This window comes from uncultured Roseobacter sp. (assembly GCF_947495025.1).
Taxonomy (GTDB): domain Bacteria; phylum Pseudomonadota; class Alphaproteobacteria; order Rhodobacterales; family Rhodobacteraceae; genus Roseobacter.
Window position 1 is genome coordinate 213,337 of sequence record NZ_CANLXG010000001.1, and the last position, 17,156, is coordinate 230,492.

Here is a 17,156-nt window from a genome sequence, read left to right on the forward strand (position 1 = left end):
CCATGAAAAAAATACATGTTTCGACAACGATTAACGGTGATGAGACCGAATTTGTCTGCGCCCCGGACGAGACATTGCTGGATGTGCTGCGCGACAGGCTGATGCTGACCGGCGCGAAAGAAGGCTGCGGTACTGGCGACTGCGGGGCGTGCAGCGTGACAGTGAACGGGCGTCTGGTCTGTTCCTGCCTGATGCTGGGGGCCGAAGCCGAAGGGACCGAGATTGGCACCATCGAGGGGATGGCCGATGGCGATAACCTGCACGTGCTGCAGCGGGTATTCATCGAAAAAGCCGCCCTGCAATGCGGGATCTGCACGCCGGGCATTCTGGTGGCCGCCCGGGCGCTGCTTGAGAAAAACCCTGATCCGACAGAGACAGAGATCCGTTTCTGGCTGGCGGGAAACCTGTGTCGCTGTACCGGATATGACAAGATTATCAAGGCAGTACAGATCGCAGCTGAAGAGATGAGGAGCGCGTAAGATGGCATTTGATGCAGGACAGGAGCGCCGGTTCAAAGTTGTGGGTCAGCGGGTAGAGCGGCCTGATGGCATTGAGAAGGTCACCGGCAAGGCGCTTTACGGTGCGGACATGACGGCGCCGGGCATGCTTTTTGGCCGCATTCTGCGCAGCCCGCATGCGCATGCGCGGATTGTGTCCATCGACACCTCGGCTGCCGAAGCGCTCAAAGGCGTCAAGGCCGTCGTGACAGGCGCTGACCTTGTGCATCCGGAGGATGAGGGGCTCGCGGATATCGCGGACAACTGCCTGGCGGGCGAAAAGGTGCTCTATGATGGTCACGCTGTCGCGGCAGTTGCGGCGGTGGACAAGGCAACGGCGCGTGACGCGATCCGCCTGATCCGTGTCGAATACGAGGTTCTGCCCCATGTGACCGACGTTGATGCTGCGATGGCGCCCGACGCACCTGTAGTGCAGAGCGGCCGCGCGGACGAATCCGTTGGCGAGGGCTTTTCGGAAAACGTCACCAGCCATTTTGAGTTCGGTCACGGCGATCTGGACGCAGGTTTTGCCAAAGCAGACCGCATCATCGAACGCAGTTTCACAACGGCGGCGACGCACCAGGGCTACATCGAGCCGCACGCCTGTCTGGCCTCGATGGGCCCGGACGGCCGGGGCGATCTGTGGTGCTGCACCCAGGGGCAGTACAATGTGCGCAGCATATGCTCGGCCCTCATGGGGATGGACGCAAGCCAGCTGCGCGTCACTGCATCAGAGATCGGCGGCGGTTTTGGCGGCAAAACAACCGTCTTTATTGAACCTGTCGCGCTGGCGCTGTCGCGCAGATCGGGCCGGCCGGTCAAAATCGTCATGACCCGCGAGGAAGTGTTTCGCGCAACCGGTCCGACCGTGTCGTCATCCACGGACGTCAAAATCGGTATGACAAACGAAGGGCGCATCACCGCCGCACAGGCAAAGTTGCGCTATCAGGGCGGGGCGTACCCCTGCGGCACCGTTGAGTTCGGTGCTCAGTCTGCTTTTGCGGCTTATGATCTGGAAGCGGTGCAGACGCTGGGCTGGAACGTCATGACCAACCGCCCCAAAGAGGTCGCGTACCGGGCACCCGGCGCACCGATGGCCATCTATGCGGTTGAAAGCGTTGTGGATGAACTCTGTCAGGAACTGGGCCTTGATCCGCTGGACACGCGTCTGCTGAACGCGGCGCGCAAGGGGACACTCTCGTCCTATGGGCCCACGTTCAACGAGATCGGTCTGGTGGCGACGCTGGAGGCTGCAAAAGCCCATCCGCATTACAGCGCGCCGCTGGGAGAAAACCAGGGCAGGGGCCTCTCCTGCGGTTTCTGGTTCAACTTCGGCGGCAACACCTGTGTGTCGCTGAACATCAACTCTGATGGGACTGTCGGTGTGGTCGAGGGCAATCCGGATATCGGTGGCTCGCGCGCGTCGATTTCGATGATGGCAGCCGAAGAGCTTGGCATCCCGTATGAAAAAGTGCGCACCGTGATTACGGATACAAATTCGCTGGGCTTCAATGATGTGACCGACGGCAGCCGTGTGACATTCGCTGTGGGGCTTGCAACGATCGAAGCGGCACGTGCGGCGATCCGTGAAATGTGCGCAAGGGTTGCGAAAATCTGGGATATCGACGAAGAGGCGGTCATATGGGAGGACGGTTATGCGCGTCCGTCGGGCCCCAACGCCGGTGATTTTGAGCCCATGAGTATTGCCGAGATTGCAGCTCTGGCCGACAACACGGGCGGTCCGATTGCGGGCCACCACGAGATCAATGCAGATGGTGCCGGCGTCAGTTTCGGTGTGCATCTTGTTGATACCGAGGTGGATCCTGAAACCGGCACCACCAGAGTGCTGCGTTACACGATTTTCCAGGATGCGGGCAAGGCTGTGCACCCTGACTATGTCGAAGGGCAGATGCAGGGAGGTGCCGTGCAGGGGATCGGCTGGGCGCTGAACGAGGAATATATCTACGGCGAGGATGGCCGGTTGCAGAACCCGGGTTTTCTTGACTACCGCATACCCGTCGCCTCGGATCTTCCGCCGATTGAGACGGTGATCCTCGAAATTCCAAACCCTGGTCACCCCTACGGTGTGCGCGGTGTGGGTGAGACACCGATCGTTCCGCCACTGGCCGCGATCGGCAACGCTGTTTCCCGGGCAACCGGCGTTCGTCTGACTGACCTGCCGATGTCGCCGCCACGCCTGCTGAAAGCGCTCAGTGCAAAGGCCTGAGCCGTGGTCAGGGTAAAACTCTGGGGATCGCTGCGCAGTCTGGCAGATGGCCAGGAAATCGTTGAGGTTGAGGCCAGTAATCTGCGGCAGGTTCTCGACCAGCTCGAGGCAAAGCACCCCGGCCTGAAACCCCGGATCAGGCGGGGTGTGTCCTTTGCCCTGGATGGTGTGATCTACCGCGATGCCTGGTTCACAAAGGTGGACGACAACAGCGAACTGGTGCTGATGCCTTATATGGTCGGCGGCTGAAACGCTTTCTGCAGGATGTGACAGGCTGATCCGTTTCCGGACGCAGGTTTTTTCTGTCAAATCAATGGGGCAGGGGATATGCCTGTTGTAAAGACAGGGGGCATCTATGAAATTTGCGCTGATTCCGATTTTTACCGCAATCTGGACTGTTGCCGCGACGGCGCAGGACACGCCGGGCCAGCCGCCGCGGCCAGCCAAGGTGATCACCGTAGAAGAAAGCGCCAGAGTAATCGAACGGCGCTATCCGGCCATCGTGCAGTCTTCTCAGGAGGCGGTCCTGTCTTTCAAAGTGTCTGGCGAGGTGGTCGAACTGCCGGTGCGTGGGGCCATGAACGTGTCGAGGGGGGATGTGATCGCAAAGCTCGACCAGCGTGCGTTTACTGAAGCAGTGGCGCAACTGGAAAGCCAGCGGGATCAGGCGGTTGCCCAGCTTCAGATCCTGCGCAGTGGCGCGCGGGACGAAGAAGTTGCAGCTCTGGAGGCTGATGTTTCAGCCGCTCAGGCACAGGTCGATCAGGCGCAGGACCAGCTTGAACGGACACGTCAGCTGGCCGAACGCGGCGTGGTCTCGGAAGCGCGGCTGGAACAGGATGATGCCGCAGCACAGGTCGCCCGTGCCGCACTGCAGGCCGCACTGGAACAGCTTGCCATCGGGCGGGCCGGGGGGCGCGAGGAGGACATTGCAGCTGCCGAAGCGGTGATCCGCGGGCTTGACAGCCAGCTGCGCACAGCGCGCGACAACCTTGATGATGCCACATTGCGCGCACCGTTTGACGGCATCATTGCGCGGCGGGACATCGACAACTTCACCAATGTTTCAGCCGGCCAGAGCGTTGTACTGCTTCAGGCGCTGGACACCGTTGATCTGGCATTTGATGTGCCCGGTCCCGATGTTCTGATCTGGAGTTCGCGCGAGAATGTGAATTCGCAGGTACTGCTGGAGGCGCGCCCGGGCCAGGCCATACCGTCTGAACTGGTCGAGTTCTCGACACAGGCGGATCTCGGCACACAGACCTATCGGGCGCGCGTCGGCATCACGGTTCCCGAAGGTGCGCAGGTGCTGCCCGGTATGGTCGGCACCGTGATCGTATCGACCGACGAAGAGGTCTCTGCCCTGATCCGCATCCCGTTTTCCGCCGTCGGGACCGAAACCGATGCCAGCACATTTGTCTGGATCGTCGATGAGAATGATCAGTCCGTTGCAGCGCGCCCCGTCACGCTGGGCGACGTTGAAGGCGATGAAGTGGACGTGGTCGACGGCCTTTCGCCCGGAGAAACCATCGTGACGGCGGGGGTTTCCTATCTGCGGGAGGGCGCGGTGATCCGGCCGGTTTCCCGGATCGGGGAATAAGCACATGGATCTTGCCCGCTTCGCTATTGAAAAGCGCCTGATCTCGGCGCTGGCTACGGTTCTCATCCTGCTGGGTGGATATTTCGCCTATACAGCCCTGCCGCGCTTTGAGGACCCCGAGTTCATCATCCGCCAGGCTCAGATCATCACGCCTTATCCCGGTGCCAGTGCCGAGGAGGTCGTCGGTGAGGTCACCGAAGTGGTGGAGAACGCGCTCCAGCAGCTTTCCGGTGTTGATGAGGTCACATCCGTATCCTCGCCCGGGCGCAGTACAGTCAAGATTGAGTTCACAATTGCCTCGACCAAGACACGTGATCAGCTGGCGCAGAAATTCACACAGATGCGCGCCAAGATCAGTGATATTGCCGGGGATCTGCCGCCCAACGCCCTGCCGAGCATTGTTTATGACGATTTTGGCGATGTTTATGCGCTCTATTTTGCGATTGTCGGAGACGACTATTCGCTGAGCGAGCTTTATGAATACGGCAAGGATCTGCAGCGCGACCTGGTGACAGTTGATGGCGTATCCAAGGTGGTCCTGAGCGGCGTTCAGGAAGAAGTCATCTATGTTGAATATGCACCAGCGCGTCTGATCGAACTGGGGCTGGCGCCTTCGCAGATCGCCAACCTGCTGGAGGGTCAGAACCTCGTGACGCCTGGCGGGTCAGTACAGGCCGGGCCTGCCCGGCTGACTGTACGCGCGCCGGCCGCTGTGGATTCCATCCAAGCCATCGAGAATCTTGTGATCGCAAATCCGCAGAACGGCGCAACTTTCCGCCTGTCTGACATCGCAGAGGTATCGCGCGGGTTTGTCGAGCCCGCAGCAAGCCTGCTCTATCGCAACGGGCGGCCCGCGATCGGTCTCGGGGTGTCCAATAATATTGGCGGAAACGTCGTGAACATGGGCGATCTGGTCAAGGAGCGCATGGCCGAACTGATCTCCGAGCGGCCCATCGGGATGGATGTCGAGACGATCTCTGACCAGTCCTCGTCGGTTCGGGTGTCGGTCAATGACTTTGTGATGAACGTGGTGCTTGCGCTGGCCATCGTCGTGGGCACGCTGCTTATCTTCATGGGGCTGCGGTCGGGCATCCTGATGGGAGGTATTCTGCTGATCACTGTCGCGGGCACGCTTCTGGGAATGTATCTTTACGGCCTCGATATGCAGCGGATCTCGCTGGGTGCTCTGATCATTGCGCTTGGCATGCTGGTGGATAACGCGATTGTGGTGGTTGAGGGAACGCTGGTACGTGTTCAGGCCGGAGAAAGCCCGGAGGATGCATCCATTGCGGTTGTGAACCAGACAAAATGGCCGCTTCTGGGCGGTACGATTGTCGGCTTTCTGGCCTTTTCGCCGATCGGTTTTTCACCCGATAACACCGGAGAATACGCAGGCAGCCTGTTCTGGACTGTCAGCATTGCCCTGCTGTTTTCCTGGCTGGTCGCCATCTGGCTGACGCCCTATTACTGCACGTTGCTGCTCAAACCCGGAAAGGAGACGGAAAAGGGTGAAAACATCATCCTGCGTGGCTACCGTGTCTTTCTGAACAGGGCCATCCGGATCCGCTGGATCACTGTCGCCATCGTTGTGGGCCTTTTTGCTTCTGCTCTCGCGATGTTCTCGCAGGTGCCGCCCGGCTTTTTTCCCGCCTCTACGCGTGAGCAGTTCGTGGTCGACTATTTCCTGCCCGAAGGTGCGGATATTTCCGTTACTGAGGCGAACATAAGTGAGATCGCGGCTCATATCCGTGAACTCCCGGGTGTGACAGGAACGAATACCACAATCGGGCAGGGGCATACCCGCTTTATGCTGACATACGAGGCTGCCGACGCAAGCTCTGCCTATGCGCAGATCCTTGTCGATGTAGAGGAATTTGCGCAGATCGCCGGTCTTGTCAGCGAAGTCCAGCCCTGGATCGACGAAAATTTCCCGGCAGCAAACGCAAAGGTCTGGAAGTTCATGCTCGGCCCCGGTGGCGGTGCCAAGATCGAAGCGCGTTTTTATGGAAATGATCCGGCCGTCCTGCGCGATCTTGCCGCTCAGGCCAAACAGGTTATGGCGGATTATGGTGCAATTGCCATCAAGGATGACTGGGGCGAGCTGCGCCCTGTGATCAGGCCGGTTATCAATACCGAAAACGCACGGCGTCTGGGGCTGACCCAGGGCGAGATTGTTTCAGCGATCTATGGCCATATGAACGGTACGCGTATCGGCACCTACCGCGAGGCGGAAGAGCTGCGTCCGATCATTATGCGGCCCTTTGAACCCGAGCGTGACGATGCAGCACGCCTGCAGGACGTACAGATCTTCAGCCAAGTCGCCGGTACTTATGTGCCTGTGGCGCAGGTCGTCGACGAGTTCCGGCTCGTCTATGAGGCCGGAAATCTGCAGCGGTTTGACCGGCAGCTGGGTATCACGGCGCAATCGGACAATGCGGAGGGCGTTCTGTCGGGCGATCTGTTTGAACAGGTGCGCGGACCGATCGAGGCAATAGAACTGCCACCCGGGTATACCATGAGCTGGGAAGGCGAATACGGCAGCAGTGCCGAGGCCAACGAAGGTCTTGCCGCGACAATGCCGCTCGGATTTGGTGCAATGATCATCGTGGTGTTGTTGCTCTTCAATGCCATGCGTCAGCCACTTATCATCTGGCTGACGGTGCCTCTGGCGCTGATTGGCGTGATCTGGGGGCTGGCATTGTCCGGTACGGCCATGGAGTTCATGGCGATCCTCGGCGTGCTGTCTCTTGCGGGCATGCTGATCAAAAACGCAATCGTGCTGATCGATGAGACCGACAGTCAGATCGGCCAGGGCAAAGAACGCCTGCAGGCCGTTGTGGATGCCGCGGTCAGCAGGGTGCGGCCTGTGGCGCTTGGCGTTCTGACCACTGTGCTGGGGGTGATCCCGCTGTTGTGGGACCCGTTCTTCAAATCACTGGCCGTGGTGATCATCTGTGGTCTGAGCTTTGCGACGATCCTGACCCTGATCGTTGTGCCGACGCTCTATACGATCTTTTTCCGCATCCCGCCGGCCTCCGGAGAGAAAAGCACACCAGCCGGGTAATAAATCGGGCTCAGGCCAGCTGCTGCCAGGCCTGCAGGGCCTTCAGCGCTGCTGTCTGCGGCGCGCGGACGGCAAACCCGGCCTGCGCCGTGCCGTGCAGGACGGTGGCATCGCGGTTGTCGTCCGGCACAATTATTCCGCGCGGTGAGCCGCCACGGGACCGGGCGCGAAAGGCCTGTGCGACCTGAGCGAGCACTTCATTCTGCGGGCCGGATGGGGCGGCGGCATCGTCTCCCCAGCAGAAGACGGCGCTGGCAACCGGTTTCAGACAGGCAAAGAGCAGCTTTTCCCTGCTCATGATCCGCAGGGGAAGGGTGGATATGTCAGCGGCCGGAATGCCGCCGGTTACGGGCACAGTTTCCGCGGGTCGCCCGAGACAGGTCAGCTCAAGGATGCCGGGACGGGACAGCGCAGCCACCAGTGCGGATGGCATATCACCGGTGGCCACATCTGAGATGGACATCAACATGCCGCTGGCCGCGATAATCTGTGTTGGTTTTTGTGCGCCTGAACTGATTTCAAACGCACGGGGCAGTATGGTCTGCCCGGCGAGAGAGGCAATGCGGTTCAGTCGCGACAGCAGGTCAGCCGGCAGTGTCTCTGCCCCGGACACAGTCGCGCCGGTGGCGTCAAAAAGCCTCTGCAGATCGTGTGACAGTGCCTGCTGCACTGGGGGCGGGAACGGTACGTTCACTGGTCTGCACCGTCCAGGTCCCGGGCCGCAATGCGTGTTTCCGAGAGGATATCGATAAGGCCATACCGGCCAGAGGCCGGGTTCTGGACACAGGTCAGATCGGTCCCTTCGCTGCCGTGCCTGACACAGATCTGATTGCACTGTGCATCAAAAAGAATAACCGTCTGCGCATCCGGAACTGCGATACCGGCCAGGGCAAAGCCATCGGATGCCCGTACTGTCAGTGCATCCAGGCGGTCCTGGCTTACAGGCGTATGTGCTGCGCTGGTCAGGGGCTGGCATGTGCCGAGATCAGCAAACATCGCCACGTCGCATGGGGCGCACCTGTCTCTGAGAGCCGTCATTATGTCATCCGGTGTCCGGGCCTGGCGGGGCATTACCATGTTACTCCGCGGCTCCGGACCACTGCTGCCGTTCGGCGCGTTGGCGGTTGGCAGAACGCGCGCTCAGGCGGACGCGGCGTGGGCGGACAACGCCATCGTCAGGGACGTCAGACACCTCTTCCGGCTCTTCGGTATCGCTCATCGCGTTGTCCCGTTCGATCGCTGCAAAGACCTCGTCTGTTGCTGTTTCGCCCTCTTCCAGAAGAGGCATGTCGGGCGCAGAGCGCATAAGGATCTCAATCAGGTGCTCACAGAATGCCGCGACACCGCTGGTTGCCCAGACACCGACATCTTCTTCGGCATTCAGCGCTTCAAGCAGGCTGACCGGAAAGATCTCTGAAAAAAGTCCGTCCGTTTCGCGCCTGATGCGTGTCAGAACACGGTCACGGTCGCGCGGGGTACGGAGCTTGTCGTACTGGGTGACCAGAAGCAGGTTCTCATACCGGGTGCGGTTGCGGATCGCCTCCCAGATCGCGGCCTCAGACTGGCGCCAGGCCTGGGTCGCATGCGTGCACCAGACCACATGGTCCGCTTCGCCAACGACCGTTTCCCACATATTGCGTGGCATGTTCGGATCCGAGATGCCTGGCATGTCAATGAGATCACACAATGCAAGCGTGTCGGCCTCCATCGTCACATGGATATAGCGCGTGTCGTCAAAGGAGACGTCATCGAGCGCATTCAGGGATACTTCGGTGCGCTGACCTTCCATGTCCACGACCGCAGCGCCAGGCGCACCATAGGTCATCAGCACAGGGGGCAGACGCGTCGCCGTTACGCGCATGGGCAGTGGCGCGCGCCCGAGCAGGATATTGCACAGAGTGCTCTTGCCGGCGCTGAATTCGCCCATCAGGGCCACGCGTGGTTTGCGGCCCGTTGGTTCCGGCATGAGGGTGTCGGCGGGGATGTCAGTCATTGCGCTGCATGCCTCACATTTTCCGGATCGGCAGAGAGCTTCTCAAATTCTGCCAGCAGGTCATCGATCGCGCGGGTTTTCTCCGCTTCATCTGCGCCAAGGCAAAGTGTTTCCAGCCCGTCCTTGTCTCCGCGGCTGTCGCCGATCTCGTAAAGAATATCGCGGTTCTGAGACATCAGTGTCTCGAGCACGGATTGCAGTCGCGCAGTGACATCAATGGTATGGCCGGTTTTGAGGTTCTCCATGAACTCCCGGGTTTCCGCCGAGATCAGGTCCTGGAACTGACGGGCAAAGGCCTTGTAACCCCGGGTACGCCGCCACCAGCTGGTCAGCCAGCCTTCGCGGAAATCCAGGGCGATGCTACCGGCAATGCCAACCGGTGCCGGCAGGTCCGGTGTGTCAGGCACAGACAGGCGCACGCCCTCCACCGCCTTGCCGAAAGCACGGAAATAGAATTCTGCGATATCAGTCACGGCATCGGTATAATGCCTGTGCGCTGCAGCTCTTGCCCGGGTTTCGTAAACAGACGCCGCAGAGCGCAGCCGGCTGCGCAGACCGTCAGGGCTGAAACGCCAGGGCTGTTCCGGGCCGTAGTTTTCCAGATGGCGCACGAGCGCTGATGACGCGTTGTGCAGAAAGCCCGCATGCGCCCGGTCTGCGCGTTCGCGGAAACCATCCGTCAGTGTGCTGAGCGTTCTGGCCATTGCCTCTGTGTGCCGGTCCACCAGGCTGTCCAGCTCGCGGCGGATATCCTGCATGGTCATCCCCTCGGCCTGTGCCTCGCCGGAAATCCTGACTTTGTTGGCGGCCTGCTGGCCACTTGCCACAGTGCCGGCATCGGAAGCGACCCGGCGCAGGAGTGCGTTGCCGGTGGTGCCGGAAATCTGCGCGGCAATCGCGGCCTGCAGCGCGGGCAGGCCCGATGCCTGCCACGCCGTTTCCGACAGTGTCTCGCCGGGTGGCACCGCACCGCGCTGCGCCAGAATCCCCGGACGGTCGCTGTCCGGAACGTCTCCTGACAGAGCCAGATGCGCCCAGAGCGCGCTGCCAAAAAGAATTGCGGCGTCCTCTGGTCCGCTGTTTCGGGACAGAACCTTGCGAATGCTCTGTTCAATCTGCGGAATCTCGTTCTGCGGATCTGACAGCTCGTCGCACCGGTTCACAAAGATGAGCACATCGCGGGAGGGCATCGCCGAGATCAGGCGGATCAGTCCCATATCCACCGAACTCAGCGCCTGGTGCGCTGACAGAACAACCACACAGAACCGGCTGGACCGGACCGCGTTGATCGTGACCTGCTCGCGCATCATGAATGTGTCATTTACCCCCGGAGTGTCCCGCAGACACATCGGCACGGGGGCGGACGGGCTTTCCAGCCACAGGTCCGCAGAGCGGGTTATGTCCGCAAAGCGGCCTTGTGTTTCCTTCGGGTCGCCAGAGGTGCCGTCCAGGTCATCGCCGAGGCAGATATACCGTTCGAGCAGTTCCGTGTCGAAACTGTCGTAATCGTGCTTCTGCCCCAGAAGAAGTTCGAATTTCCGTCCCAGACGTCGTTTCGATTTCTCGCGCAGGGCCGTGACCTGGGCGCGGATTTTTTCCTGTTCCTCCTCGGCGCCTGCACGTTCGGCAAGTTCGCCAAGACGACCACCTTTCTGAATCAGGCGATCCCATTCCGCCTCTTTCATCAGCTGAAAACTGGCGTTTCCGACACAACGGGTCCCGCCGGGCCGGATATGCAGCGAGGTTACCACCGACGTCCAGGGGTTCACATCAGCAGGCAGCAGATCAGGCCAGCCTGCCATGGCGTTCACCAGCGTTGTCTTGCCGGACTTTACCTGACCCAGAAATGTCACGGCCGGTTCAAAACCCCCGAGGTCCTTTTCCAGGCGTGCTATCGGCTTTTTGGCCGAGGTGCCGGCCAGTCTGGCAAGTTGTGCTACTGCGCGGGACAGCTGCTCATGCCGTACGGCAAACTCCACAAACGCATCAGGCGCCTCCGGCAGAAACCCGTCCGGCCCCGTTGTTGTTTCGGTCTTTTGTTCATCTGTCTGCGGCGTATCGGTCATACTTGGGTGCCCGGGAGCTTTCTGGTTTCAAAAACAGGTATTGAATCGGATTTGTTCTGTATTTGAAACAAAATCTACGCAGCAGTCCGGGCGTTCATGTGTTGGAAATGTGGCGACCATCCGGCATTGTTTCCGGATTTCGGGCTTTAAGCGTAAACGCGGCCGGATAGTTCCCGGCTGAGTTGCAAAAGAAGAGCAACAGCATTGCGTGCAGCAGAATCGGTGCTTTCCGCGCAGAACCGCTGCATATAAGCAGCGGCGTCTTCGGCTTCGGCGCGCAGGCGTACCGCGCCAGAGCCCTCGGGCGGATCGGCGGGTAACGTGGCAACCAGGTCTGAGACTGCAATCCTGCAGGTTGTCAGCACTCGGGCCCTGTCGGCACAATCTGAGCCTGCAGTCAGTCGCGCCAGACCGTTTTTCAGTGCGTTTTCGGCAGCGTCCGGGATGGCCCCCTGGACGCTGGTCTGCGCGGCGCTGATCTGATCCAGCAGCGCCTGAGCTCTGATCATGTCAGACTGCCGGGCAAGGCGGATAATCCGCGCAACATCGTCCAGTATCGCCTGGCCGCCTGATCTTCTGAGAATGCCGTAGGTGTCCCCGGCGTCTGCCGCGATCCCGGCACGATGCGCCACCAGCGGGTAGACGCCCATGAAATCAGCGCCTGCCGTTTCGCGTGCCTGTGCAAGCACAGTGGTCAGTCTGCCAGCAGCGTGCAGCCTGTCTGCCATGGTGATTACAAACAGGCTGTTGTCTTTCAGGTGATCCGGCAGATGTTGCCACAGGCCGGCACGTGCCACCCCCGCGCCTGAACACCAGAGCAGAATATCCGTCCGGGGCGCGATCATGTCCAGCAGGTCGCGGGCCATGCCCGGTTGATCGGACAAACAGATTTCTGTCAGACTGCGCTGTCTGAGGCGCGCGTCGGAAAGGGCAAAACGCAGCCGCATGGCCTGTTCCGGCAGAGTAAAATCATCACTCACGCCGTCAAAGGAAACGATTTCGCCGGTACTGTATTCGCAGGTTATCTTTTCCTGAGCTGCCCAGACGGTTTCTGTGATGGTCAGACCATCGGTCCGCGGCATGACATTGCCGCCGACCAGCATGTTTGCAACCGAGGTTTTTCCGCTGCCCCGCGTTCCGACCACGGCAATACGGACCGGACGTTCGAGGCTCGTGATCAGTCTCTGAGCAGAGGCGCGCTGCGTGTCGGAAAGCCCTTCGGATTTCAGGATCGTGCGCAGGGCTTCAGTAATTTCTGTCGCCATTTTTCCGTCTTTCAGAGCAGGGCCTGCGCCTGAGCGCGCCCGATCACCTGTTTCTTTTCACCATGCAGGTTCAGAAATATCCGCCGCGTTGCGACCCGGACCGGAGGGTCCTGACGCCGTGCACGGGGGTCCGAGACGCGGATCGTGCACAGCGCGATATTGTCCTGTTCCGGATCCTGCAGATCAAGAACGGCCTGCATCAGACGGTCCGTGATTTCAGACGCCGGGCGGAAGCGGTTTTCAAAAATCACCCGCGCGATCTGCACATCTGTCAGATACTGAAGCCCGTCGCTGGCCGCGACGATGATGTCGTCATGGCGCAGTTCAACCGGGACTTCACGACAGTCCACCTGCGGAATCCTGTTTCCCATCAGAGCGGATGTCAGGCAGTTCCGGTCCGGGTGCAGGTCCGCCAGTTCCTGCGACAGGGCGCCCTCATCCACGCGGTCCTGAAGCTGCTGGCCCAGAGAGTGCTCTTCGTTCAGGCGGAAAAGATGCTGTCCCCGGAACAGGTAGAGCGGGCTGTCTCCGACGGAGATCCAGTAGAGCTGATTGCCTGAAATGACCGGCGCTACAAGCGTTGCGCCCATACCGGCTGTTTCAGGAAACTGCCGGATATAGGTCGCAAGACAGTCATTGGCGCCGTCGGTTGCGCGGCGCAGCAGACTGCCGATGTTCTCACCGGTGGCTGACGGATCGCCGGCCTGCATTTTCAGTTCACTGAAGACTTCCGTAACGACGACCTTGCTGGCGACATCGCCCGCGGCATGCCCACCCATTCCGTCCGCCAGAACAGCGAAACCGAGGTCCGCACCGGCAGTGAAATCTACCGCAAGAGTGTCTTCCTGACAGGCGCGGCGGCCCTGGTTGACTGCCGGGGCCGCATCGCAGAGAAACCTTTCCGTATCAGGCATATCTGGCGTCTTTTTGATCTTCATCGTTCCAGGAAAACGCCTCGCCGCAAAGCGTAACAAGGCGGAGCGTCGTCTCGCCGATACGGATCAGGTCACCATTGGAAATCGTTTCTGTGCTCAGCAGTGGTTTGTCGTTGAGACGCACCAGGTTTGCCTTGCCGCTGTGCCCGATGAAAAAGCTGTTCTGCTCTGCATCATAGGCAACCGATACGTGGTTTTCGCGGGAAATTGCGTTGTCACCGAAATTCAGTGCAACAGTCTGATCATCTGCGCGGCCGATGCGGGACACGCCGTCCTGCAGGGTAAAGGATGCACCGCGTCCGGGTCCGGACACCACAACCATCCAGGCAACGGGGAACCGTGCCTGACCGCTGCGGGCCGCTTTCTCAATTGGGTCGAGGGCTGTATCGCTGTCGGTTGCAAAGCCCAGCAGGCGCGTTTTGACACGGCCGGAACTCTGAGCAGTACGGCCCGGCGTCGGAGCCGGCATTTCCAGCAGATCCGCGCTGTCAGACTCTGTCACCGCCTTTGGTTCCGGCGCGGTCCCGGGCGCTGTCGGGATGGCACGGGCGGCCGGGCGGTCACTCACCATCGCGCGCCGCATTTCGGCCAGCGAGGCCAGTGACGTCGCGGGGCCGTTTTCGGTTTCGTCCTCGTATGCCTCCCAGTCGTCAGAAGTTGCTTCTTCCTCGAGGGTCATTTCCTCGTTGTCTCCGGCAAGGTGACGCTCTGAGAAGAGCCGGTCCATAGGATCGTCAGACTGCGGCTCTGTGTCAGCATCCAGAGCCTCAGTTACGGCACGGCGTGCAGCTTCCAGCGTCATTTCATCCTCAGAGTCATCCGCAAACGATGTTTCGTCCTCTTCGTCCCATGCGTCGTCGTCCCAGGTGCCGGCTCCATACTGATCATCATCATGACCCGGTGTCAGATCATCATCACCGGGCAGATCTGTGCCGGATGTCTCCAGGTACTGGCCCAGATTAAGTGCTGCGGGTGATGTTTCCGCCGCTTCGTACTCGGGGGCGAAATCCAGCTGGTTTTCTTCTGCTGGCATGGAGGCGCTCACCGGTCCGGTGTTGCGCTTTTCATTGATAATATCGCGGATAAATTTCATCGGTTTCTCCGTTTTCAGTCTGTTCTGCTCAGGTTGTTTTACTGCTCATGCAGCGGGATACGATTTTGCCCAGCAGAGATTTTCTGGGGGCTTGCTGAACCTGTTCCTGCGGTTCCGGGGCAGGGGCTTCTGCCGCTTCAACCAGGGGGGCTGAGGTCATGGCCTGCTGCTCCTGCTCCTGAAGCCAGGCATCGACATCGTCGATCGGGTTGCCAAAGATATCGACCACCGTGCGCGTCACCGGCACAGTTTCAGTTTCCTCCGGGGCAGATTTCGCTTCGGCTTCGGCACGCAGAGCCGGCTCAATCTCGGTGTTGATCTGTGTGACGAGTTCCGAGATCCGTGTTTCCAGCATCGGATCCGTGGGCACCGGCGTCGTGCGTGCAGGCGTGGAAGATCCGGTGCCTTCAAGAGCCGCACGCCAGGCGTCGGCTGAACGAAAGCGGTCAGCCTGGGTGATCTGCATCGCCCGGTCGATGGTTTCGAGCAGGCGGGCGTCAAACGCCGGAGCGTTTCCGGCCAGTGGCACAAGTGGATCACTGTGACCCATTGCAACCGCACGCAGGCGCGTCTGGCAGTCAGGTGCGGTTTCTCCCGAAATGATGCGAAAAAGCGTTGCGCCGAGAGCATAAAGATCACTGGAGAAATCGTGCTCGGCGCCGGGCGTGTAAAATTCATGCGGGGAATACCCATCCTTGACGGCAATCATCCGCGATTTCCCGTTCTCGCTGATACCAGCGGGTTCGCTGGCGGCGCCAAAGTCAATCAGTGTGACGTGGCCCTGATCGTCCACCAGTATGTTGTCCGGAGAGATGTCCCGGTGCAGAACGGCGTGGCTGTGGGTATAGGTCAGTGCACGCAGCATCTGCTCCAGTATGCTGCTGACAAACGCCGGGGTCAGACGTTCCGGGTGGGTTTCTGCCAGATCAATCAGGTCATCGCCGGCCACCAGGTCGAGAGCCATATAAGCGGTGTTGTTTTCTTCAAAAACCTGGTGCACGCCGACGATGTTCGGGTGCTCCAGCTTTGCCATGCGGCGCGCTTCGAGCACGAACTGGCGGCGCACAGCATTCAGAGCGCGGTCGAAACGGGTGTCGACCGGTTCGACGATCCCGGCAACGCGGCGGCACATATCGGTTGGAAAGCACTCCTTGATCACAAATGCGCGGTCCAGGCTGTTCCGGGCGACATAGGTAATGCCGAAACCACCACGGCGCAGCTGTTGTGTGATCTCGTACTGGCCGTTCAGCAGCGTTGCGCCAACGGGCAGTTCGTCTTCCTGAATGAGGTCTTCGAGTGCGGGCATCCGTGTCATCTGTCTTTACCTGTTTGCCGGTCTGAGGCGGGTGATCGGGACTTTGAAATTCATTTGATTACAATTGTATTTGTCGTCTCAGAATGTGATCAGAAAATGGCATACAGGCGGCGCCTGCGTGGCATCCGGCCGGATTAACCACGATAAATCAGGTTTTTATGGTAAATATCGTGCAGCGTGGTTAACGCGGCTGTCAGGTGCACAGGGTGCGGGGCATCGCATAGGATGCCCCGCGTTTCAGCCGCTGAAAAGAACCGGTAGTTCTGCATCCCGCAACAGGGACCAGGTCACCGAACCCACGACAAAGTCATGGATACGGGAATGGCCGAAGGCACCGGTCGCAATCATATCGGCGCCGGTCTCGTGTGCTGCTGTATTGAGCAGGGGGGCGATATCTGATCCACCGGCCTCGCGGTGTGTGACCGATGCCTTCAGGCCGTGGCGTGCATACATGGAGGCGACCGCCAGTGCATCGAAATCTGTCAGTTCGTCCAGAACCGGCGGCCCCACGTGGACCACATCGACATCCGCCCCGGGCATGGCAACGCTGACGACGTCATGTGCCGCGCGGGCGGCTTCGCGCGAATTGCTCCAGCCCAGAAGTATCCGGTTTCCGACAGGGGGGCCGTCGTAATCCAGCGGCACCACAATCACCGGCCGGCCACTCTCGCGGATGACGCGTTCCTGTACGTTGCGCTGGTCAAACCTGTCCGAAGTACTGTCCGCGTGCGCCATAATGATAAGGTCTGCCGCCCGTGCACTTTCAACAATCCGTTCCGCAGCAGAGACAGCTTCGGCCCTCAGAAGACGCCATTCGTGGGGAAAGTCCTCGTTGCGACAGCAGTCTTCAAAGATTTTCCCGATTTCGGCGGCTTCATCCGCCTGGCTCTGATTGAAAGCCCCATAGGCCTGATCAGGTATGTGCATCGCGATGCCCGGATAGACAACCAGTGCTTCGATAGTGTGCACCCCGACAAGATGCGCATTGTGGGCGCGGGCCAGGGGCACTGCAGTACGCATCAGCGTTTCGGCATGGCGGCTGCCGGTCAGACAGACCTGGATGGTTTTCACTGGCATAGCACTGTTCTCCCTGCTGCAGCG

The 17,156-nt window shown here is 60.1% G+C and carries 14 protein-coding genes; 5 read left to right on the forward strand and 9 right to left on the reverse strand.

What is annotated here, in order from left to right:
• Nucleotides 1–2: 2 nt before the first annotated feature.
• The 5 genes from Q0792_RS01070 (at nt 3) to Q0792_RS01090 (ending at nt 7,388) form a co-directional block, all read left to right on the forward strand.
• A complete protein-coding gene (locus Q0792_RS01070; RefSeq protein WP_298835756.1) occupies nt 3–479 on the forward strand; it encodes a (2Fe-2S)-binding protein in 477 nt (158 codons plus the stop codon).
• A gap of 1 nt (nt 480) precedes the next feature.
• A complete protein-coding gene (locus tag Q0792_RS01075) occupies nt 481–2,724 on the forward strand; it encodes a xanthine dehydrogenase family protein molybdopterin-binding subunit (RefSeq protein WP_298835757.1) in 2,244 nt (747 codons plus the stop codon).
• 3 nt (nt 2,725–2,727) lie between these two features.
• Complete coding sequence (locus Q0792_RS01080) at nt 2,728–2,973, forward strand: MoaD/ThiS family protein (RefSeq protein WP_298835758.1); 246 nt, start codon at nt 2,728–2,730, stop codon at nt 2,971–2,973.
• A 106-nt stretch (nt 2,974–3,079) separates the two neighbouring features.
• Entirely contained in the window at nt 3,080–4,324 is a 1,245-nt protein-coding gene (locus Q0792_RS01085; protein ID WP_298835759.1) for an efflux RND transporter periplasmic adaptor subunit, read from the forward strand.
• Nucleotides 4,325–4,328: 4 nt separating this feature from the next.
• Nucleotides 4,329–7,388, forward strand: coding sequence for an efflux RND transporter permease subunit (locus Q0792_RS01090; RefSeq protein WP_298835760.1), 3,060 nt, complete (start codon nt 4,329–4,331; stop codon nt 7,386–7,388).
• A 10-nt stretch (nt 7,389–7,398) separates the two neighbouring features.
• Here the strand turns inward: Q0792_RS01090 and Q0792_RS01095 are convergent, their stop codons facing one another.
• The 9 genes from Q0792_RS01095 to Q0792_RS01135 all read right to left on the reverse strand — a co-directional run bounded on the left by Q0792_RS01095 (nt 7,399) and on the right by Q0792_RS01135 (nt 17,132).
• Nucleotides 7,399–8,082 (reverse strand): hypothetical protein, encoded by a 684-nt coding sequence (locus Q0792_RS01095; RefSeq protein WP_298835761.1) that lies wholly within the window; start codon nt 8,080–8,082, stop codon nt 7,399–7,401.
• A complete protein-coding gene (locus tag Q0792_RS01100) occupies nt 8,079–8,426 on the reverse strand; it encodes a hypothetical protein (protein ID WP_298835762.1) in 348 nt (115 codons plus the stop codon). Before Q0792_RS01100 ends, Q0792_RS01095 begins: the two co-directional genes overlap by 4 nt.
• Before the next feature lie 40 nt (nt 8,427–8,466).
• Entirely contained in the window at nt 8,467–9,381 is a 915-nt protein-coding gene (locus Q0792_RS01105; RefSeq protein WP_298835763.1) for a dynamin family protein, read from the reverse strand.
• The gene (locus Q0792_RS01110) at nt 9,378–11,447 is read right to left on the reverse strand and encodes a dynamin family protein (RefSeq protein ID WP_298835764.1); all 2,070 of its coding nucleotides are present in this window, start codon (nt 11,445–11,447) and stop codon (nt 9,378–9,380) included. The genes Q0792_RS01105 and Q0792_RS01110 overlap by 4 nt, the downstream gene beginning before the upstream one ends.
• 146 nt (nt 11,448–11,593) lie before the next feature.
• Nucleotides 11,594–12,712, reverse strand: coding sequence for a hypothetical protein (locus Q0792_RS01115; protein ID WP_298835765.1), 1,119 nt, complete (start codon nt 12,710–12,712; stop codon nt 11,594–11,596).
• Between the two features lie 11 nt (nt 12,713–12,723).
• Nucleotides 12,724–13,626: a protein phosphatase 2C domain-containing protein gene (locus Q0792_RS01120; RefSeq protein WP_298835766.1), complete on the reverse strand. Its 903-nt coding sequence runs from the start codon at nt 13,624–13,626 to the stop codon at nt 12,724–12,726.
• The gene (locus Q0792_RS01125; RefSeq protein ID WP_298835767.1) at nt 13,619–14,740 is read right to left on the reverse strand and encodes an FHA domain-containing protein; all 1,122 of its coding nucleotides are present in this window, start codon (nt 14,738–14,740) and stop codon (nt 13,619–13,621) included. The genes Q0792_RS01120 and Q0792_RS01125 overlap by 8 nt, the downstream gene beginning before the upstream one ends.
• A gap of 28 nt (nt 14,741–14,768) precedes the next feature.
• Nucleotides 14,769–16,055: a serine/threonine-protein kinase gene (locus tag Q0792_RS01130; protein ID WP_298835768.1), complete on the reverse strand. Its 1,287-nt coding sequence runs from the start codon at nt 16,053–16,055 to the stop codon at nt 14,769–14,771.
• A gap of 237 nt (nt 16,056–16,292) precedes the next feature.
• Complete coding sequence (locus Q0792_RS01135; protein ID WP_298835769.1) at nt 16,293–17,132, reverse strand: universal stress protein; 840 nt, start codon at nt 17,130–17,132, stop codon at nt 16,293–16,295.
• Between the last annotated feature and the right edge of the window lie 24 nt (nt 17,133–17,156).